Below are 19,644 nucleotides of genomic sequence, written 5' to 3'. Positions count from 1 at the left end.
CCGCATGAGTTTCTCCTTCATTGGTCAATCTAATGAAACAGGGGGAAACCCGTGCGGTTTTTTCTATTCTTGCGGAAGTCCGGGCTTGAAAAAAAGCAGGCGTTTCTCCGCAAAAAGAGCCGCCTGCTTTCATGATTTGTATTAAAAAATCATGCTGAGTCCGGTAAGCAGAGTCGTCAGCACCATGACGCCGATCATTAAAATAACCATGAATTTGATGAATTTTCGAGACAAGCTTTTCACCTCTGTTTTTTAATCTCCCATTATTTTATACTGCTTTTTTTCATCGGACAAGTTTCGTGTAAGAATCAAATAGAGAAGGGGCAGAACACGATGAATATGTTTGAAAGAGTCGACGATTTAAACAACAGCCGTCAACAAGCTTTGCTAGGGGGCGGGCAGGAACGGATCGACAGGCAGAAGCAAAAAGGCAAGCTCACCGCCAGAGAGAGAATCGATCTTCTGCTTGATGAGGGAACGTTCACTGAGCTGAATGCTTTTGCCAGAAGCCGGCAGTCCGGCGGCCCGTTAGGCGACGGGGTTGTCACGGGATTCGGAAAAATCGATGGGCGGCCCGTTTATCTGTTTTCCCAGGATTTTACCGTCACCGGCGGAGCGCTCGGAGAAATGCACGCCAAAAAAATAGCGGCCGTCATGGATCTTGCCCTCAAAAATAAGGCCCCTTTCATCGGTCTGAACGACTCAGGTGGTGCGAGAATTCAAGAGGGTGTGCTATCATTAGATGGATACGGTCATATTTTTTACCGAAATGTCCTTTGCTCAGGCATCATTCCGCAAATCTCTGTCATTCTCGGCCCTTGTGCGGGCGGCGCGGTTTATTCTCCAGCTTTGACCGACTTCGTTTTCATGAACGAAAAAACCGGACAGATGTTCATTACCGGTCCGAAAGTCATCAAAACGGCGACAGGCGAAGCTGTCAGCTCCGGAGAATTGGGGGGCGCCTATATACATAATTCAATCAGCGGGAATGCCCATTTTTCCGGGGATTCCGATGAGGCCGTCCTCAGTGAGGTGCGCAAGCTCTTGTCCTACATCCCCCAGAATCACGAAGAAAAGCCCCCGGCTAAGGCGAGAAAGGCGAAAGACGATGAGGTAAGGCCTGATTTAATGACGATTCTGCCTGAAGACGGTCAGCGGCCGTATGACATCAAACAGATCATCGCGGAAATCGCAGACAGCGGAACATTTTTTGAAGTGCAGCGCCACTTTGCCAAAAACGCGGTGATCGGTTTTGCAAGGATAGCGGGGGAAACGGCGGCGATCGTGGCCAACCAGCCGAAGTATTTAGCTGGAAGCCTCAGCATGGATGCGGCTGACAAAATCGCCCGGTTTATCCGTTTTTGCGATTCCTTTCAGATCCCGATTTTGACTTTGGTGGATTGCCCCGGCTTTCTTCCGGGAATACGCGAAGAGCACGGCGGGGTGATCAGACACGGCGCTAAAATCCTTTACGCGTATGCGGAAGCCGCCGTCTGCAAGGTGACGGTCATTTTAAGAAAAGCATACGGCGGAGCATATGTCGCTTTAAACAGCAAGGCGCTTGGAGCGGATGCCGTATTTGCTTGGCCGAATGCAGAAATTGCAGTGATGGGCGCCTCGGAAGCTGCAGATGTGCTGTTCGCGAAGGAAATCGAACGGTCGGAAGACCCGCGGGCCGCCCGCGAGGAAAAAATCCGGAAATGCATGCACGCTTCAAGCCCTTTTGCCGCTGCAAGATACGGCATGGTAGACGATATCATCGATCCGAAAGAGACGCGGAAGAAGCTGATCCAAACGTTTGACATGCTGAAGAGCAAAAGAGAAATCAGGCCGGACAAAAAGCATGGAAATATACCGCTTTAAAAATGGAGGGGAAACTAGCATGAATGAAAAACGCCTGTTAGAAGAGTTTTTAGAACTTGTGCAAATTGATTCCGAGACAAAACACGAAGCTGATATTTGCAAGGTGCTGAAAGAAAAATTTGCTGCTCTTGGAATGGATGTCGTGGAGGATGACACCGCGCCAAAAACGGGGCACGGAGCGGGAAACCTCGTGTGCACGCTTCCTGGAACGAAAGAGGCGGACACGATTTACTTTACATCCCACATGGATACCGTCGTGCCCGGAAAAGGTGTGAAGCCGGTCATTGAAGACGGATATGTCAAAACAGACGGCACAACGATTTTGGGAGCTGACGACAAAACAGGCCTTGCAGCGATGCTCGAAGCCGTAAAAGTGCTGAAAGAAAAAAACATTCCGCACGGAACGATCCAGTTTATCATTACGGTCGGCGAAGAATCGGGGCTTGTCGGAGCGAAAGCTTTAGACCGATCGCTGATCAAAGCCGATTACGGATATGCGCTTGATTCCGACGGGAAGGTCGGCAATATTATCGTAGCAGCGCCGACACAGGCGAAAATTAGAGCAACTGTCTACGGAAAAACGGCTCATGCCGGAGTAGAGCCGGAAAAAGGAGTCTCCGCCATCACGATCGCTTCAAAAGCGATTGCCAAAATGCCGCTTGGCCGCATCGACGAGGAGACGACGGCTAATATCGGCCGCTTTGAGGGCGGAACGCAAACCAATATCGTCTGCGATCAGGTCGACATTCTCGCTGAAGCCCGTTCGCTTGTTCCGGAAAAAATGGAAAAGCAGACCGAAAAAATGAAGCAGGCGTTTGAAGCAGCCGCCGCTGAAATGGGTGGCAGAGCCGAGGTGGAAATCGAAGTCATGTACCCGGGCTTTAAATACAAAGACGGGGATCTCGTCGTTGAAATCGCCAAAAAAGCCGCCGGGAAAATCGGCCGTCCGTACGAGCTATTGACGAGCGGCGGAGGAAGCGATGCGAACGTCATCGCAGGACACGGCATTCCGACTGTCAACCTTGCAGTCGGATATGAACAAATCCATACGAAAAACGAAAAAATGCCGATTGAGGAACTTGTCAAAACTGCAGAAATGGTTGTTGCCATTATTGAGGAAGTAGCAAACCCGTCATAAAGGCGGGTTTTTACAGGGACCGTTTCAGCTCGAGCCGATGGTTTCAGCGGAAACGGTCACACTACCTGAAGTCGCGATCGAGAAGATGGAAGGGAAACGCAAAAAAGCTTGCGCCTTTAAAGGCGCAAGCTTTTTTATTTTGTAGCCGATTCAGCAGGCTGAATGGCTTTTTTGTTTTTTTGGTAAACTTGATGAAGAACGACGGATTGAATCGTCAGAAGCAGTCCGCTTGTCAGCCAGTACAGCGGCAGGGCTGCAGGGACGTTGATCGAAAAGATCGTCATCATCACAGGGAAAAAGAAGCCCATGATTTTGGCGGACTGCTGAGCCGCCGGATTTGTTTGGGCGTTCTGTGCGTTCAGCTTTTGAGACACATAGAACTGGATAAAATACATGAACCCGGCGCATAAAGATACGATAATATCCGAATGCCCAAGGTTAAACCAGAGAAAAGAGTGTGAAGCAATTTCGGGCGTCGAGCGGATCGCATAATAAAAACCGATCAGGATCGGAAACTGAATCAGCATCGGCAGGCAGCCCATCGCCAGCGGATTGATGTTATGCTTTTGGTAAAGCTGCATCATCTCCTGCTGAATTTCCCTCTGCTTCACAGGATCTTTCGTCTTTTTTAGCTTGCTTTGAATCGCATCCAGCTCAGGTTTGACAAGCGCCATTTTTTCCTGCATGGCCCGCTGTTTTTTATACTGGTTGGCAAACAGCGGAAAGACGAGAACCCGGACGATGATGGTCACAAAAATAATCGACAGTCCGTAGTTTCCGTGGAAAAATCCGGCGATTCCTTTAATCAGCTCTGAAAAAGGCCCCACGACATAGTGTTGGAAGAAGTTGTCGCTTCCTCCGGTACTGCCGGTGGCTGCCGAAGCTTGTTCACCTATAAACATGGTCATGATCAAAAACATTGCAGTCGCAAACAATTGTTTTAATTTCGTGTTCAACACGTTCTCCTCCTTCTGAATAAAAGGGCCCGTCTGCCGGACACCTTTTCCCGTTTAAATTGAAAGAAGAAGGGAACGGTGGTCTTCATCGTCGTTCGATGAAGCTTTCATGCGAATGACTTTACTTATCCATACCGTAATGCGATGATATAGGATGATAAGAAAATCGATTGCAGAAACAAACTGTATTGCATGATATTCTTCAAACCGTTTCGTTTTCCAGCTGTCGCCCGTACTGCAGTCCTTTAGGATGAGGGCGATACCGATCGCCGTCAGTGCGGGAAGGACGATTGTGAAAAACTCAAACAGTAAAAAAGCATCGTTGAAAGATTCAAGAATCATCTATTATCACTTCCGTTTCATTTAACATCTTACTATATGAATGCCGGGATGTCTAATCTGAGTACCAGGAGGGAGCCGTTTTGTCTGCTGATAAACAAAAGGGAAGAGTCATCTTTCATATCGATATGAACAGCTTTTACGCGTCTGTTGAAATGGCGTATGACCCTTCGCTGAAAGGCAGGCCGCTCGCCATCGCGGGAAATGCAAAGGAGCGGAAAGGCATCGTCGTCACGTGCAGCTACGAGGCGAGAGCACGCGGCGTAAAACCGCCTATGCCGCTTTGGGAAGCGAAGCGGCTCTGCCCCGAGCTGATCGTCAAGCCGCCGAATTTCGACCGCTACAGAAGCTCTTCAAGAGAAATGTTTCAAGTGCTCAGGGAGTATACGGACCTTGTCGAGCCTGTTTCCATTGATGAAGGGTACATGGATTTAACGGACACGCCATACAGAAATCGGGCATATGAAACGGCGAAGGAAATTCAAGAGCGCCTTCAAGAAGAACTGCTTCTTCCGTCAAGCATCGGGATCGCTCCGAATAAATTCCTGGCCAAAATGGCTTCGGATATGAAAAAACCGCTCGGCATTACGATATTGAGAAAGCGCGAAGTGCCCCGGATTCTTTGGCCCATGGACATCAGCGAGATGTACGGAGTCGGCCGGAAAACCGCTGAAAAGCTCAAGACGCTTGATATCGGCAAGATCGGCGATTTGGCTGCCGCAGATGAGTATGCTTTAAAGCGCCTCCTAGGTATCAACGGCCCCCGTTTAAAAAGGAGGGCAAACGGCATCGACACCGGAGAGGTGAATCCCGACAGGATATACGAATTCAAAAGCGTCGGCAATTCCTCGACTCTCCCGTATGACAGCACAGATGAGAAGGAATTGTGCGGCCTGATTGACAAGCTTTCCGTCTCAGTAAGCGACAGGCTGAAGCGAAAAGAGGTCATGGCAGCAAAAGTTTTCATCATGATCCGCTTTGCGGATTGGACAAACATAACCAGAAGCAAGACCCTTCTGAATCCGACCGATTCAAGAGAAGATATTGCGAAGGAAGCGAAAGCCCTTTTCAGGCAGCATTGGCACGGAAGCCCTGTCAGACTTTTAGGCGTGACGGGAACAGACCTCGTCAATCGGAAGGAAGCCGTCAAACAGCTTGATTTATTTTCGTTTCATGAGGATGCCAAAGATGAGCCGATCCAAAAAGTGATGGCCGAATTGAATGAAAAATATGGAACAGACCTCATCAAAAAAGGGATCAGGATCGTGAAAAAAGAAAGCAAGACGAGCGGAACAAGCTTTAACAAAGATTTTTTCCAGGACGAGAGACAAGATCAATAGCTTGAAAATGTAGGTCAAAGTGTGGTAATTTCAATTTAAATAAAAATTAAACTAAAATGCTAAACGCTTTAGAAGGGACGTTAGACATGGCAAAACAACAAATAGGTGTAGTTGGTTTAGCAGTAATGGGAAAAAACTTGGCTCTAAACATTGAAAGCCGCGGGTTTACGGTTTCTGTTTACAACAGATCAAGCGAGAAAACGGAAGAGTTTCTGAAAGAAGCCGAAGGCAAAAACGTTGTCGGTACATACAGCATTGAAGAGTTCGTTCAATCTCTTGAAAAACCGCGCAAAATTCTGTTGATGGTCAAAGCTGGAACACCGACAGACGCAACGATTCAATCGCTCCTGCCTCATCTTGAAAAAGGCGACATTTTGATTGACGGCGGAAATACATATTATAAAGATACGCAGAGAAGAAACAGAGAGCTGGCCGAAAGCGGCATTCACTTCATCGGCACCGGTGTTTCCGGCGGTGAGGAAGGCGCTCTGAAAGGTCCTTCTATCATGCCAGGCGGACAAAAAGAAGCCCATGAGCTTGTCAAGCCGATTCTTGAAGCCATTTCTGCAAAAGTAGACGGTGAACCGTGTACGACATACATCGGTCCAGACGGCGCCGGCCATTATGTAAAAATGGTTCATAACGGCATCGAATACGGAGACATGCAGCTGATCTCAGAATCATACTTTATTTTGAAACACATTGTCGGTCTGTCTTCAGATGAGCTTCACGAAGTCTTCTCCGAGTGGAATAAAGGAGAGCTTGACAGCTATCTGATTGAAATCACGGCTGATATTTTCACGAAAAAAGACGAGGAAACTGGCAAGCCGCTCGTTGACGTCATCCTCGATAAAGCAGGTCAAAAAGGCACAGGAAAATGGACGAGCCAAAGCGCTCTTGACCTGGGCGTGCCGCTTCCGATCATTACGGAATCCGTTTTCGCCCGCTTCATTTCTTCCATGAAAGAAGAGCGCGTCAAAGCAAGCAAGCTTCTGACAGGTCCTGAAGCGAAACCAGCCGCCGAGAACAAAGAAGAGCTGATCGAAGCGGTCAGAAAAGCACTCTTCATGAGCAAAATCTGTTCTTACGCACAGGGCTTCGCTCAAATGAAAGCCGCATCAGAAGAATACGGCTGGGATTTGAAATACGGCGATATCGCGATGATCTTCCGCGGAGGATGCATCATCCGCGCGGCGTTCCTGCAAAAAATCAAAGAAGCGTATGACCGCGATCCGGGGCTTGACAACCTGCTTCTTGATCCTTACTTCAAAAATATCGTTGAAGGCTATCAGGGCGCTCTCCGCAAAACGATTTCTCTTGCGGTTGAACAAGGAATTCCTGTACCTTGCTTCTCAAGCGCTCTCGCTTATTTTGACAGCTATCGCACTGCGACATTGCCGGCCAACCTGATTCAGGCGCAGCGCGACTACTTTGGCGCACATACGTATGAGCGTACAGATAAAGAAGGCATTTTCCACACTGAGTGGATGAAATAAGATGTAAAACCGCAAGCTGAAAAGCTTGCGGTTTTTTGATTTCGGAAGGATGCATGTTTAAGCGCTTCTGTGGAAACCTACTCAAAAGAGAGTTTCAATAAGGAGGAATCAACCCATGTATCCTAGTTTAGAGGGAAAAACGGTGGTTATTACAGGGGCGGGTACAGGTCTTGGAAAAGCGATGGCACTTCGCTTCGGTTCTGAAAAAGCCAATGTAGTGATCAATTACTTCAAGGAAGAAGAAAATCCTGAAGAGACGGTGAAGAAAATAGAAAACAGCGGAGCGCGCGCGATTGCCGTTCAAGGAGATGTCTCAAAAGAAGACAATGTAAAAGCGCTGATCAGACAGGCTGTTGATTCATTCGGTTCCGTAGATGTGATGGTGAACAACGCCGGGGTGGAAAATGAAGTACCTTCTGAGGATTTGTCTCTGGAAGACTGGAACCGCGTCATATCAACTAATTTGACAGGGATGTTCTTAGGATGCCGGGAAGCGATCGGCTATATGCTCGATCATAATATTAAAGGCTCGGTCATTAATATGTCGAGCGTCCATCAGCAAATCCCGTGGCCGCATTTTGTCCATTATGCGGCAAGCAAGGGCGGGGCAAAACTGCTGACGGAAACCCTTGCCCTTGAATATGCCCCGAAAGGAATTCGGGTAAACGCGATCGGACCGGGTGCGATCGATACGCCGATTAACGCCGAAAAATTCGCTGATCCCGAATTGAAAAAAGGCGTTGTTGAATTGATTCCGATCGGGTATATCGGAAAGCCGGAGGAAGTCGCGGCTTGCGCGGCCTGGCTTGCATCCGAAGAAGCGAGCTATGTGACGGGCCTGACGCTGTATGTGGACGGCGGAATGACGAAATACCCGGGATTCCAAGCTGGAAAAGGATGAAAAGAAGGCGGGGTGCCTTCTTTTCATCATAAGCCCAAAAAAATTTACATAAGATTAATAGAAAGCAAAAGTGCTGTTTACATAGCAATGATAGTGTAGGTTTGTCAACAAAAAGCGGTTATGGAGGGAGTACATAAGAATGGGTTTCTTACGCAACAGAATCGTCGGCATTACACTGGCAGGCGCAGTCGCTTTAGGATCAGCGGGAACAGGCAGTGCAGCAATGGAAACAGCGAAAAAGAAGGAACAACCAAAGGTCAAAAACGTGATCATGATGGTCATGGATGGAACAAGCTCTTCTGCAACAACATTGGCACGCTGGTATAAAGGCGAACCGCTCGCGATGGACCAGATTGTCAGCGGCGGTGTCCGGACGCATTCGGCAGAATCGGCGATCACTGATTCTGCACCTGCAGCAACTGCGATGGCAACGGGACGAAAATCAAACTCTTCCTATATTGGAGTGCTGCCTTCAAAGGTGAATACACCAGGTGTCGAGAAGGTCGGTAAAAAAGATCAATACCGGCCTGTGGCAAACGTGCTGGAAGGCGCCAAACAGAAGGGAAAAGCAACTGGCATTATTGCAACCTCTGAAATTCAGCATGCCACGCCTGCCGGCTATTCCGGCCATCATAAGGACCGCAATAACTTTGAAGTGCTCGGTGAACAGCAGGTTTATCAAAACATGGACGTTGTCCTTGGCGGAGGAAAAGAATCGCTTCAGCCGGGGACAAAGGATAAAAGCCGCAAAGACGGTGAAGACCTTGTCAAAGTGCTCAAAGATAAAAAGTACGATTTTGTTGAAACGAAAGATCAGCTCCTCAAGTCAAAATCGAAAAAAATTTGGGGCGCATTCTCACAGCGCGATCTCGCGTATGACATGGACCGCCGTGCAACGCATCCAGAGCAGCCGACGATTGCGGAGATGACGAAAAAATCGATTCAGACGCTTTCTAAAGACAAGGACGGTTTCTTTTTATTCGTGGAAGGAAGCAAGCCTGACTGGGCAGCGCATCAAAACGATCCGATCGGCATGATCAGCGATGTATTGGCATTTGATAACGCGGTGAAAGAAGCGCTTGAATTCGCTAAAAAAGACAAACATACAATGGTTATTGCCGTCTCAGACCACGGCAACAGCGGCATCTCCATCGGCAACAGCAACACGACGAAAGGCTATGACACAACGCCGGTATCAGCATATATCGATCCGCTGAAAAAGGCTAAAATGACGGTGGAAGGCGCAACCGGCAAATTAAAAGACGATTTATCGAATATCGAAGAAGCGGCAAAGCTTTACGGACTTGATGATTTAACGCCGGCAGAGAAGGAACAGCTGAAAAGCGTGAAAAACAAAAAAGAAGCGGCTTCATTATTCACCAAGCTGCTCAGCAACCGAGCCAACATCGGATTCACAACAGGCGGTCATACAGGTGAAGATGTCTTCCTGTATTCGTACGGTCCCGAAAAGCCGCAGGGGCTCGTCGATAACACCGGCATCGCTAAAACGATGGCAAAAGCAATGGGCTTCAACTTAGACAAATTAACAAACGAATTATTTATCGAAGCAAAACAGGCATTTAAAAAAGCCGGAGCCAGCGTAACGATCGATCAGAAAGATCCGGCTAATCCAGTTCTTGTCGCATCGCGCAAAAAAGGGAAAGCCGAAATGCCGGTGAACAAAAACCTCATCAGAATCAACGGAAAGGAATATGAATTAGACAGCGTGATTGTTGAAAGCAATGGATCCTTCTACGTGCCGAAGGAAGCAGTTCAGCTGTTCAAAAAATACGCCCGATAATTTGTTTGGCCCCCCTCTTGAAAGAAGAGGGGGTTTTTATTATTCAAAATAAATACATACATTTATTTTTAAATGTCTAGACATATAAAAATAAAAAGATATAATAATAGTTGTGTGAAAGCGCTTTTAATAAAGGAGGATATGACGATGAAAAAGATTTTACTTGCATGCAGTTCGGGTATGTCGACAAGTCTCCTTGTCACCAAGATGGAGGAATACGCGCATTCAATCGGTGACGAGGCAAAAATTTGGGCGGTCGGACAGGACCAGGCAAAAAAAGAGATGGCAGAGGCAAACGTCGTTCTCATCGGCCCGCAAATGAGCTTTTTAAAAGGCGAGCTGCAGAAAGAAGCAGAACAGTACGGTACTAAGGTTGATGTGATTGATATGATGGCTTACGGAATGGCAGACGGAAAGAAAGCTTATGAACAGGCGCTCAGCTTGATCGGAGATTGATGATGATGGGAAAATTAAAACTCGATGAATTAACAGGCGAACAAATTTGCTTTCAGCTCATTCTTCATAGCGGAAACGCCCGCAGCAAAGTCATTCAGTCCATCAGGGCATACCGCGCCGGCAGCGTTCAGAAAGCAGAGGAGCTGCTGCACCAGGCTGAAGCCGATTTGCAGCAGGCCCATGATATTCACTTTCAAATGATTCAAAAAGAAGCGGGCGGGGAAAAAAGTGAGTTCTCTTTGCTGCTCTTGCACGCGGAGGACCATTTGATGTCGACGCTCACGATGAAGGAACTTGTGTCCGAATTATTGGAATTATTCAAAGAGAAAAATCTATGATTCGCACTGTATGGCAAAATCGAAGGGGGATAAGAGACCATGTTTGAAAAATTGAGCAACCTCTTGGTGCCGATTGCCGGGAAGCTGAATAACAACCGGTATTTAGGCGTGCTGAGGGATGCGTTTATGCTGGCTTTTCCGCTCACCATTTTCGGATCGATCATTGTCGTTTTAACCAATTTGCCGTTTCTCAATAAAATGATGAGCAAATCGGCGCTTGAAACGTTCCAGTCGGCTTTAAGCATAGCGCCGAGCGCAACGATCAGCATTATGTCCGTTTTCGTCGTGTTCGGGATCGGGTATTATTTATCCAAAACTTATGAAGTCGAAGCGGTTTTTGGAGGAGTCGTCGCTTTGGCATCGTTCCTTCTGCTGACTCCGTTTGTATTAAACGGCGAAGGAGGGGAAGTGATTCCGAACGTCATCCCGATTGACAGGCTCGGTGCGAAAGGGATGTTCCTCGGAATGATTACCGCCTTTACATCCGCGGAGATTTTCAGATTTTTTGTCCAGAAAAACTATACGATCAAAATGCCCGCCGGCGTTCCGCCTGCTGTAGCTAAATCTTTTGCCGCGCTGATTCCGGCGGTGATGACCTTGTCCGTCTACTTGGTCATCAATATCCTTGTGACCCAAGCGTTTAATACGAATATGCACGATTTAATTTACAATCTGGTACAGGCTCCGCTTGTCGGTCTTGGAAGCGGTATCATTCCGACCTTGATTGCTATATTTTTTACTCAGCTTCTCTGGTTTTTCGGACTCCACGGGCAAATTATCATCAACTCTGTTATGGATCCGATCTGGAATACGCTTTCGATCGAAAATTTGAATAGCTATACCGCAACAGGGGAAGTTCCGCATATTATCAATAAGCAGTTTATGGAAGTGTACACCGTCGGAATGGGCGGAACCGGGATGACACTGGCCGTGATTATTGCCATCCTGCTGTTTATGAAGAGCAAGCAAATGAAGCAGGTCGCAAAACTCGGAGCAGCGCCGGGGATTTTCAACGTAAATGAACCGATCATTTTCGGCCTGCCGATCGTCATGAACCCGCTCATTTTTATTCCGTGGGTGATCTCGCCGATGATCGTCACTTTAATTACGTATTTCGCAATGGCGTCCGGGCTTGTGCCGCCGCCGACCGGGGTCACGATTCCTTGGACTGTGCCGATTTTTATCAGCGGAATGATGGCGACCAATTCGCTTGCCGGTGGCATTCTACAGATTGTGAATTTAGCCGTTGTCTTTATGATCTGGTTCCCGTTTTTGAAATTCATCGACCGGATGAATATGAAAAAAGAGCAGGAAATCAATGCAGCGGAACAAGATCAGACAACGCTAGGACTTTAAAAGGAGATTGATGACATGTCAAAAACAGAACTGCAGCTAGAACAAATTCAATACCGTTTTCCAAAAGGCTTCTGGTGGGGGTCGGCGGCATCCGCGACTCAGACTGAAGGAGCGGCGGCTGAAGGAGGCAAAGGAAAGAACATTTGGGATCACTGGTACGAAAAAGAGCCGAACCGATTTTTTGACGGAGTAGGCCCTGAGAAGACTTCGCGTTTTTACGAGACTTACAGAGAAGATATTCTGCTGATGAAGGAGCTCGGCCACAACTCTTTTCGTTTCTCCATTTCGTGGGCCCGTCTGTTTCCTGAAGGAAAAGGGCGGTTGAACGAGGAAGGAGCTGCCTTTTATAACCAAGTCATCGATGAGCTGCTGGCGGCTGGGATCGAGCCTTTTGTCAACCTTTATCATTTTGATATGCCGCTTGCGCTCCAGCATATCGGCGGATGGGAAAACAGGCAAGTCGTCGATCACTTTGTTTCATACGCGGAAACGTGCTTCCGGCTGTACGGGGATCGTGTGAAAAAATGGTTTACCCACAATGAACCGATCGTTCCTGCTGAAGGCGGCTATTTATACGATTTTCATTATCCGAACATCATCGACTTTCAAAAGGCCGTCCAGGTCGCATACCATGAAATTCTTTCAAACGCCAAAGCGGTCGAAGCCTACCGCAGACTCGGAGGCGACGGCAAAATCGGCATCATTTTAAATTTAACGCCATCCTATCCGCGAAGCCAGCACCCGGCAGATGTGAGAGCTTCTGAAATAGCTGACGCTTTCTTTAACCGGTCGTTTCTTGATCCTGCCGTTAAGGGTGAGTTTCCGCAGCTTTTAACAGATATTTTAAAAGAAAAAGGCTATTTGCCTGTCAAGGAAGAAGGAGACTTGGAGCTGATCAAAAATCACACTGTCGATCTGCTCGGCATCAATTATTATCAGCCGAGACGGGTGAAAGCGAAGGAGCACATGCCTCATCCGGACGCGCCTTTTATGCCGGAGCGTTTTTTTGACCATTATGAAATGCCCGGACGAAAAATGAACCGCCACCGCGGCTGGGAAATATACGAAAAAGGAATCTATGATATTTTAATGAATGTCAAAGAAAACTATGGAAATATTGAATGCTTTATTTCTGAGAACGGAATGGGTGTTGAAGGAGAAGAGCGTTTCCGCGGCGAAGACGGCATAATCCGCGATGACTACCGAATTGCGTTTATCGAAGAACACTTAAAATGGGTGCACAGAGCGATTCAGGAAGGAGCGAATGTCAAAGGTTATCACCTTTGGACATTCATGGACAACTGGTCATGGACGAACGCCTATAAAAACCGCTACGGATTTGTATCTGTCAACCTTGACAAAAACGGCGAACGAACGATTAAAAAAAGCGGATACTGGTTTAAGAAACTTGCCGAGAACAACGGTTTTTAAAAAGGACTCGGGCTAAAAGATGGTCTGTTGGGCCATCTTTTTATTTCCGCTTCAAAACCGATATAATGATAAGGAAGGTGTTACAAGCATACAGAATCCTTAGTAATGGTGGTTAAAACATGAGAAAATACGAATATATTTCAAACGAAATGAGGAGGCGGATTCAGGAAGAATACTATCCGATTGATCAGCCCATACCTGATGAGCTTTCTCTCGCCAAAGAATTTTCCTGCAGCAGAATGACGATGAAAAGAGCCCTCGATATTCTCGTGTCAGAAGGCATGCTGTACCGCAAGCGCGGACACGGCACCTTCATAGTAAAATCATCGATTCAGCAGCTTCCCGTCAGTGTGACAGACCGCGAAAACCTCGGGCTGACCAAGCTTCTCGCCAATAAACAAATCGAAAGCCGCATCATTCAATTTGATGTCGAATTCCCTTCAGATGAAGTGGCTAAGCAATTGTCAATCGAAAAGACCGTTCCGGTGTATCATATCATCAGGCTCAGAAAGGTTGAAGGCGAACCGTATGTCATTGAAGAAACGTATATGCCTTCGAATGTCATCTCTGAATTAAATGAAGACGTTCTTCACGGCTCCGTTTACCGGCACATCACCGAGACGCTGAAACTGACAATCGCCGGCTCGCACCGGAAGATCAGGGCGGATAAGTCGAATGCGCTCGACCGAGAGTACTTGGAATGCGCCCCTGACGATCCGGTTCTTGAAGTTGAACAGGTCGCTTTTTTAAATACGGGAGAACCGTTTGAATATTCTTTTGCAAGGCATCGCTACGACAAGTTTGTGTTTTCCAGCGTCCATGTTCGGAAATGAAAAACCTGCATAACCGCGGGTTTTTTGTTTTGTCATGCAATCTTCCAGCACGCTTGTCCTCCGAGGGGATCGTGGGCTACCATCGCTTTAGCGAACGGGAATTTCCGAGGCCGTGCGCATATTCAGAACCAGCTGCTCATAAAATTAACTAAATAATTAGAAATAAAACAATATATTGACAACTAATACATTTTTCGTGGTACGATAGGATTGTTATTTGTCCAACAAGCAAAGGGGGAGAATGAATGAAAAAGTGGAAAAGCTTATCATGGATTGTATTGCTGCTGACGCTTGTCATGGGATTGGCAGCGTGCGGAAGCGGCAATGCATCAGGAAATAAGGACGGCGGATCTGCGTCAAAAGGATCAGAAAGCTACAGTCTGCTGACAGGGGGAACCGGCGGTACATATTATCCGCTCGGCGGTCAATTTGCAAACCTTTGGGAGGATGCAACAGGAGACAAATTTACGACGCAGACTACAGGTGCTTCTGCTGAAAACATGGCAACTCTGCAAAAAGGGGAAGCTGAGGTCGCTTTTTCTCAGACGGACATTGCCACTTATGCCATAGAAGGCAAAGAAATGTTTAAAGAAAAAATTGAAGGAATCAAGGCGATTGCCGCCCTGTATCCTGAAACTGTACAGATTGTAACAACGGAAAAAAGCGGAATCAATTCGATTGAAGATTTAAAAGGCAAAACGGTTTCCGTGGGTGCTGCGGGTGCAGGGGTCAACATTAATGCCAAGCAGATTTTGGAGGTTCACGGGATGTCTTTTGACGACATCAAACCGCAAAACCTGTCTTTTGAAGAGTCGACAGACGGCATTCAGTCAGGCGCGATCGATGCCGCCTTCATCACGGCTGGAACGCCTACCGGGGCTGTCGAAGGGCTTTCTGCGCAAAATAAAATAAAAATTTTAAATATTGAAAAAGATAAGCAGGAAAAGCTGATGGAAAAGTATCCGTTCTATGCTGAGGATACGATCAAAAAAGGCACCTACGGCATCGGGAGCGATATGAACACGGTCGCTGTCAAAGCGATGCTCGTCGCATCCGACAAGATGGATGAGGACACCGTCTATAAAATGACGAAAGCGCTGTTTGAAGCCGATAAAATCAATCATGCCAAAGGCGAATTTATCAAGCCTGAAACCGCGCTTGAAGGATTGGGCGATATTGAAATTCATCCTGGAGCGGCTAAATATTTCAAAGAAAAAGGGATAGAAAAATCGTAAAGCCGCAGGCAGATAAGCGATGAACAAGCCCGGACAATCGATAGACCGTTGCAATGAAACATCGGTCTATCGTTTTTCTATTCGGCAGGGGATTTGGAAAAATGGGGAAATTTAAAATTGTAAAACGGCTTGTGCCGGCGCTGATCATTGCCGCTTTTGCAGCGGCATGCCTGATTCCTTATCAGACCGCTGTCGTGTTCGAGAAAGAGGACAGCGGCGAGATCATTGCTTTTCTTCCCCTCCAAAAGGAGAAAAGCTTTGATGTGATCTATACGCATTCCATCCATCGGACAGAAGTGATCGAATCGTATGTGTGGGAAAAAAGAATGATTCGGCAGACCGCTCTGAACTATCATGATCCGGCCGTCGGGATGCCCGCAAACGCGGAGCAAGGTGAAAGGCTCGTCATCAATAACGGTGTCTATACCATTTCGGATATGAAGAGGACCTTTCCGTTCATTGATATGCGGATCGGAAGGGTGAGGGCGAATCACAGGATCAAGTATTCAGGCGCTGAACATGAGTTAAAGCGGTACATCCGCCCCGGCACATGGACAAGGATGAGTGTCCGAAAACTAAATGTCTTGCAACAACTGAGGGGAGTGAAGATCAATGACTGAGCAGCTTTCGGAAAAAGATCAGCAGGAACTGCTGGAGAAATACGATCCTGAAGCGGGGACGAGAAAGCTCAAAGGGTTGACGGGGGTCATTGCATTTGTCGGCCTGCTCGCTTTTTCTTTGTTTCAATTATACACAGCCATTTTTGGCGTTTTTCCGGCTCAAATTCAAAGGTCGGTTCATTTAGGATTTGCGCTCGGTCTGATTTTTTTATTGTTTCCGGCGACAAAAGGTTTACGGAAGACCGGCAAATTCAAAGTCGCCTGGTATGACGCAATCTTAGCCGTATTAGGAGCGGGCGTCGGCGCTTATTGGGTTGCCAATTATGAAACGATTGTAGGCGGGATCGGATTGATCACGGAAACGGACTTTTATGTCGGACTGTTGGCCGTCCTGCTCGTATTGGAAGCGACAAGACGTGCTGTCGGGCTGCCGATTACGATCATCGCCGGCCTGTTTCTTTTGTACGGCCTTTACGGCTCGTATCTGCCGGGCTTTTTGTCTCACAACGGCCTGACGCTGGAAAGGCTCGTTCAGACGATGTATTTTACGACGGAAGGAATTTTGGGCACGCCGCTCGCTGTGTCTTCGACATTCATCTTCCTGTTCATCCTGTTCGGTTCATTTCTTGTCAGAACCGGTGTGGGGCAGTATTTTAATGACCTTGCTGTGGCGATCGCCGGACGAAGCACTGGCGGACCGGCAAAAGTCGCGATTTTTTCAAGCGCGCTTCAGGGAACGATCAGCGGAAGCTCTGTCGCCAATGTCGTCACTTCCGGATCGTTTACGATTCCGATGATGAAAAAACTGGGTTATAAAAAAGAATTTGCCGGTGCAGTCGAAGCTTCCGCATCTACCGGCGGACAGCTGATGCCTCCCATCATGGGAGCCGCCGCCTTTTTAATGGTTGAGTTCATCGGCGGAGGCATTACGTACTGGGATATCGCGAAAGCCGCGATGATTCCGGCTGTTTTGTACTTTACGGGCATCTGGATTATGACCCACTTTGAAGCGAAGCGCCTCGGCTTGCGCGGTTTAACGAAAGAAGAAATGCCGAACCGCAAGGAAGTATTCAAAAAGATTTATTTGCTGCTTCCGATCGTTTCGGTCGTCGTTTTGTTAATGTCGGGCATTACAGTCATGCATGCCGCTTTGTATTCGATCGTTCTGGCGATCCTGGTCGGTTTGTTCAACAGGGAGACGCGAATGGGCCTTAAAGGGATTGTGCTGGCTCTCGCGGAAGGAGCGAGAATGGCACTTTCCGTTGCGGCGGCAACGGCTGCCGCCGGCATCATCGTCGGAGTCGTCACAAAGACGGGCCTCGGCCTTAAACTTGCAAACGGTCTGCTCGATTTGGCAGGAGGTGCATTGCTGCCTTCGCTCTTTTTGACAATGATCGCCGCTCTTGTTCTCGGAATGGGATCGCCGACGACGGCGAACTATGTGATTACGTCGACGATTGCCGCACCAGCCTTGATTTTGCTGAATGTTCCTGATCTGTCGGCCCACTTGTTCGTGTTTTATTTCGGCATCGTAGCTGACATTACACCGCCCGTTGCTTTGGCCGCATTTGCCGCCGCCGGTGTTGCGGGAGGAGAGCCGATCAGAACGGGGATCAATTCAGCAAAGCTTGCGATTGCCGCTTTTATCATCCCGTATGTATTCGTCCTGTCTCCGGAGCTTCTCATGATTGACGCGCATTGGTATGAAATTCTCTGGGTGATCTTTACCGCATTGTCCGGAATGATCGCCATCGGTGCGAGCATGATTGGATTCTGGATGAGAAAAGTGTTCTGGTTTGAAAGAATAATGGCGGCTGCCAGCGGTCTTCTGCTGATTTATCCGGAGGGCTATTCCGACATAATCGGTCTCGGCATATTCCTTCTGTTGTTCGTTCTTCAGCTGATGTGGAAGCGGGACAAAAGCCATCCGGAAGAAATGCAGGCCTTAAAAGCATAAATAAAAAAACAGCCTTCAATGTGAAGGCTGTTTTTTATTAAAGCGGCCACCAATGAAAGCCGTCTTTTGCGAGCAGGTCATCAGAAGCTTTCGGTCCCATAGAGCCCGCCTCATAGTTAGGGGAAAGGGTTTTGTTTTCCTCCCAGTTTTGAGAAATCGCATCAACAAAACTCCAGGAAAGCGCAACTTCATCCCAGTGGGCAAAGTTTGTCGCGTCTCCGTGCAAACAGTCCAAAATCAGCTTTTCATAAGCTTCAGGCGTGTTGATGCCGTCCCCGCAGTTATGGCAGTAGTCGAGCTTGATCGGCTGGGCAAAAGTGCCGCCTCCAAGCTTCCTTGCGTTTAAATGAAGGGTGATGCCTTCATCAGGTTGAATATGGATCACCAGCAGGTTAGGATGCATCGTGTTGCCGTTTCCGTAATAAAGATTCATCGGAATGTCTTTAAATTGGACGACAATCTGCGTTGATTTTTTCTGCATCCGTTTCCCTGTCCGGATGTAGAATGGCACACCGGCCCATCTGAAGTTGTCGATCAGCAGTTTGCCGGCAACGAACGTTTCCGTATTCGACTCTTTTGCTACATTTTGCTCATCGCGATAAGCCGGAACCTGTTTTTCGTCAACGACACCCGCGTCATACTGGCCGCGCACAAAAAACTGATCGACTTCGTCTTTTCGAATCGGACGAAGGGCTCTGAGCACTTTCACTTTTTCGCTGCGGATCTCTTCCGTGTTCAGCTTGATCGGCGGTTCCATCGCAAGCAGCGCCACCATTTGAAGAATGTGGTTTTGAACCATGTCTCGAAGCGCACCGGATTTTTCATAATATCTCGCTCTGTCTTCCACACCCAAATCTTCACTTGACGTGATTTGAATATTCGAGATGTATCTGTTTGTCCAAAGCGGCTCAAAAATCGCGTTGGCAAAGCGGATGACTTCGATGTTCTGCACCATTTGCTTTCCTAGATAATGGTCAATCCGATAGATTTGATCTTCTGTAAAGGCTTCACGAATTTCCTGATTCAAGGATTTTGCGCTCGGCAGATCATGTCCGAAAGGCTTCTCGATCACGAGCCTTGACCAGCCTGTTGTTGAAGTGACACCCTCTGATTTTAGGAACTTTGCAATCGTTCCGAAAAATTCAGGAGCCATCGCTAAGTAAAACATCCGGTTATTCGGAATATCATATGTACTTTCCAGCTTCTCTAAAAGTTCGTTCAATTCCCGGTATGAGCCGGAATTTGTAACATCAAAAGGATGATAGTAGAAGTGAGATGTAAACTCGTCTACATCCTTTTCGTTTAACGGAAACTTCGAAACCGATTGCTGTACGGTACTGCGAAAGTCTTCATTTGTCCAAGGGCGTCTGCCGACTCCGACAACCGCGAATTCATTCCCGATTTGTCCGTTTTCGTAGAGCCTGTGGATAGAAGGATATAGTTTTCGTTTTGCCAAATCCCCTGTTGCGCCAAATATTACGATAACTGCTTTTGGTTCCATTTGATCTTTTTTCAATTAAACGTACCTCACTTTATTCGAAGCTAAGTTTATTTTCTTCATTTTAAAGCTAATAATCCCTTAAA

The 19,644-nt window shown here is 47.5% G+C and carries 18 protein-coding genes; 14 read left to right on the top strand and 4 right to left on the bottom strand.

What is annotated here, in order from left to right; all coding sequences use genetic code 11:
* Positions 1-141: 141 nt before the first annotated feature.
* A complete protein-coding gene (prli42, locus tag CP943_RS22305; RefSeq protein WP_230368212.1) occupies positions 142-243 on the bottom strand; it encodes a stressosome-associated protein Prli42 in 102 nt (33 codons plus the stop codon).
* 90 nt (positions 244-333) lie between these two features.
* On the opposite strand from prli42, the gene CP943_RS13355 reads away from it, so the two are divergent.
* The gene (locus tag CP943_RS13355; RefSeq protein ID WP_103749516.1) at positions 334-1,863 is read left to right on the top strand and encodes an acyl-CoA carboxylase subunit beta; all 1,530 of its coding nucleotides are present in this window, start codon (positions 334-336) and stop codon (positions 1,861-1,863) included.
* A gap of 19 nt (positions 1,864-1,882) precedes the next feature.
* Positions 1,883-3,001, top strand: a complete 1,119-nt coding sequence (locus CP943_RS13350) for a tripeptidase T (protein ID WP_023855148.1) — start codon at positions 1,883-1,885, stop codon at positions 2,999-3,001.
* Between the two features lie 134 nt (positions 3,002-3,135).
* On the opposite strand, the gene CP943_RS13345 is transcribed toward CP943_RS13350, so the two are convergent.
* Together CP943_RS13345 and CP943_RS13340 are read right to left on the bottom strand one after the other, a co-directional pair.
* Positions 3,136-3,921 carry a membrane protein insertase YidC gene (locus CP943_RS13345; RefSeq protein WP_229078641.1) on the bottom strand — a complete coding sequence of 262 codons (786 nt, stop codon included), beginning with the start codon at positions 3,919-3,921 and terminating at the stop codon, positions 3,136-3,138.
* A gap of 90 nt (positions 3,922-4,011) precedes the next feature.
* Positions 4,012-4,299 carry a hypothetical protein gene (locus CP943_RS13340; RefSeq protein ID WP_020452104.1) on the bottom strand — a complete coding sequence of 96 codons (288 nt, stop codon included), beginning with the start codon at positions 4,297-4,299 and terminating at the stop codon, positions 4,012-4,014.
* Positions 4,300-4,424: 125 nt separating this feature from the next.
* On the opposite strand from CP943_RS13340, the gene CP943_RS13335 reads away from it, so the two are divergent.
* From CP943_RS13335 to CP943_RS13280, 12 genes are all read left to right on the top strand, one after another.
* Complete coding sequence (locus tag CP943_RS13335; RefSeq protein ID WP_229029996.1) at positions 4,425-5,636, top strand: DNA polymerase IV; 1,212 nt, start codon at positions 4,425-4,427, stop codon at positions 5,634-5,636.
* An 86-nt stretch (positions 5,637-5,722) separates the two neighbouring features.
* Positions 5,723-7,132, top strand: a complete 1,410-nt coding sequence (gene gndA / locus CP943_RS13330) for an NADP-dependent phosphogluconate dehydrogenase (RefSeq protein WP_020452102.1) — start codon at positions 5,723-5,725, stop codon at positions 7,130-7,132.
* A gap of 115 nt (positions 7,133-7,247) precedes the next feature.
* Positions 7,248-8,033: a glucose 1-dehydrogenase gene (locus CP943_RS13325; RefSeq protein WP_020452101.1), complete on the top strand. Its 786-nt coding sequence runs from the start codon at positions 7,248-7,250 to the stop codon at positions 8,031-8,033.
* Positions 8,034-8,172: 139 nt separating this feature from the next.
* Positions 8,173-9,834, top strand: a complete 1,662-nt coding sequence (locus CP943_RS13320) for an alkaline phosphatase (protein ID WP_020452100.1) — start codon at positions 8,173-8,175, stop codon at positions 9,832-9,834.
* 147 nt (positions 9,835-9,981) lie between these two features.
* Positions 9,982-10,290 carry a PTS sugar transporter subunit IIB gene (locus CP943_RS13315; RefSeq protein ID WP_020452099.1) on the top strand — a complete coding sequence of 103 codons (309 nt, stop codon included), beginning with the start codon at positions 9,982-9,984 and terminating at the stop codon, positions 10,288-10,290.
* 5 nt (positions 10,291-10,295) lie between these two features.
* Positions 10,296-10,628: a PTS sugar transporter subunit IIA gene (locus tag CP943_RS13310; RefSeq protein WP_025811183.1), complete on the top strand. Its 333-nt coding sequence runs from the start codon at positions 10,296-10,298 to the stop codon at positions 10,626-10,628.
* A gap of 39 nt (positions 10,629-10,667) precedes the next feature.
* Entirely contained in the window at positions 10,668-11,984 is a 1,317-nt protein-coding gene (celB, locus tag CP943_RS13305; protein ID WP_035338357.1) for a PTS cellobiose transporter subunit IIC, read from the top strand.
* A gap of 15 nt (positions 11,985-11,999) precedes the next feature.
* Complete coding sequence (locus CP943_RS13300; RefSeq protein WP_105981070.1) at positions 12,000-13,415, top strand: glycoside hydrolase family 1 protein; 1,416 nt, start codon at positions 12,000-12,002, stop codon at positions 13,413-13,415.
* Positions 13,416-13,534: 119 nt separating this feature from the next.
* Positions 13,535-14,248 carry a GntR family transcriptional regulator gene (locus tag CP943_RS13295; RefSeq protein ID WP_020452095.1) on the top strand — a complete coding sequence of 238 codons (714 nt, stop codon included), beginning with the start codon at positions 13,535-13,537 and terminating at the stop codon, positions 14,246-14,248.
* 245 nt (positions 14,249-14,493) lie between these two features.
* Positions 14,494-15,483: a TAXI family TRAP transporter solute-binding subunit gene (locus tag CP943_RS13290; RefSeq protein ID WP_023855143.1), complete on the top strand. Its 990-nt coding sequence runs from the start codon at positions 14,494-14,496 to the stop codon at positions 15,481-15,483.
* A gap of 101 nt (positions 15,484-15,584) precedes the next feature.
* On the top strand, positions 15,585-16,103 hold the full coding sequence (locus tag CP943_RS13285; protein ID WP_105981069.1) for a DUF1850 domain-containing protein: 519 nt from the start codon (positions 15,585-15,587) through the stop codon (positions 16,101-16,103).
* Positions 16,096-18,060: a TRAP transporter permease gene (locus tag CP943_RS13280; RefSeq protein ID WP_105981068.1), complete on the top strand. Its 1,965-nt coding sequence runs from the start codon at positions 16,096-16,098 to the stop codon at positions 18,058-18,060. The genes CP943_RS13285 and CP943_RS13280 overlap by 8 nt, the downstream gene beginning before the upstream one ends.
* Before the next feature lie 37 nt (positions 18,061-18,097).
* Here the strand turns inward: CP943_RS13280 and zwf are convergent, their stop codons facing one another.
* Complete coding sequence (gene zwf / locus CP943_RS13275; protein ID WP_031304722.1) at positions 18,098-19,561, bottom strand: glucose-6-phosphate dehydrogenase; 1,464 nt, start codon at positions 19,559-19,561, stop codon at positions 18,098-18,100.
* Between the last annotated feature and the right edge of the window lie 83 nt (positions 19,562-19,644).

It is taken from the genome of Bacillus paralicheniformis (assembly GCF_002993925.1).
GTDB lineage: Bacteria > Bacillota > Bacilli > Bacillales > Bacillaceae > Bacillus > Bacillus paralicheniformis.
Note: the sequence above shows the minus strand (reverse complement) of the source record. Positions and strands in the feature narration are given on the sequence as shown.

Bases quoted from the DNA above. Each gene is read 5' to 3' on its own strand.
- CP943_RS13355 (WP_103749516.1), top strand. From the start codon at position 334: ATGAATATGTTTGAAAGAGTCGACGATTTAAACAACAGCCGTCAACAA.
- CP943_RS13350 (WP_023855148.1), top strand. From the start codon at position 1,883: ATGAATGAAAAACGCCTGTTAGAAGAGTTTTTAGAACTTGTGCAAATT.
- CP943_RS13345 (WP_229078641.1), bottom strand. From the start codon at position 3,921: ATGTTTTTGATCATGACCATGTTTATAGGTGAACAAGCTTCGGCAGCC.
- CP943_RS13340 (WP_020452104.1), bottom strand. From the start codon at position 4,299: ATGATTCTTGAATCTTTCAACGATGCTTTTTTACTGTTTGAGTTTTTC.
- CP943_RS13335 (WP_229029996.1), top strand. From the start codon at position 4,425: ATGAACAGCTTTTACGCGTCTGTTGAAATGGCGTATGACCCTTCGCTG.
- gndA (WP_020452102.1), top strand. From the start codon at position 5,723: ATGGCAAAACAACAAATAGGTGTAGTTGGTTTAGCAGTAATGGGAAAA.
- CP943_RS13325 (WP_020452101.1), top strand. From the start codon at position 7,248: ATGTATCCTAGTTTAGAGGGAAAAACGGTGGTTATTACAGGGGCGGGT.
- CP943_RS13320 (WP_020452100.1), top strand. From the start codon at position 8,173: ATGGGTTTCTTACGCAACAGAATCGTCGGCATTACACTGGCAGGCGCA.
- CP943_RS13315 (WP_020452099.1), top strand. From the start codon at position 9,982: ATGAAAAAGATTTTACTTGCATGCAGTTCGGGTATGTCGACAAGTCTC.
- CP943_RS13310 (WP_025811183.1), top strand. From the start codon at position 10,296: ATGGGAAAATTAAAACTCGATGAATTAACAGGCGAACAAATTTGCTTT.
- celB (WP_035338357.1), top strand. From the start codon at position 10,668: ATGTTTGAAAAATTGAGCAACCTCTTGGTGCCGATTGCCGGGAAGCTG.
- CP943_RS13300 (WP_105981070.1), top strand. From the start codon at position 12,000: ATGTCAAAAACAGAACTGCAGCTAGAACAAATTCAATACCGTTTTCCA.
- CP943_RS13295 (WP_020452095.1), top strand. From the start codon at position 13,535: ATGAGAAAATACGAATATATTTCAAACGAAATGAGGAGGCGGATTCAG.
- CP943_RS13290 (WP_023855143.1), top strand. From the start codon at position 14,494: ATGAAAAAGTGGAAAAGCTTATCATGGATTGTATTGCTGCTGACGCTT.
- CP943_RS13285 (WP_105981069.1), top strand. From the start codon at position 15,585: ATGGGGAAATTTAAAATTGTAAAACGGCTTGTGCCGGCGCTGATCATT.
- CP943_RS13280 (WP_105981068.1), top strand. From the start codon at position 16,096: ATGACTGAGCAGCTTTCGGAAAAAGATCAGCAGGAACTGCTGGAGAAA.
- zwf (WP_031304722.1), bottom strand. From the start codon at position 19,561: ATGGAACCAAAAGCAGTTATCGTAATATTTGGCGCAACAGGGGATTTG.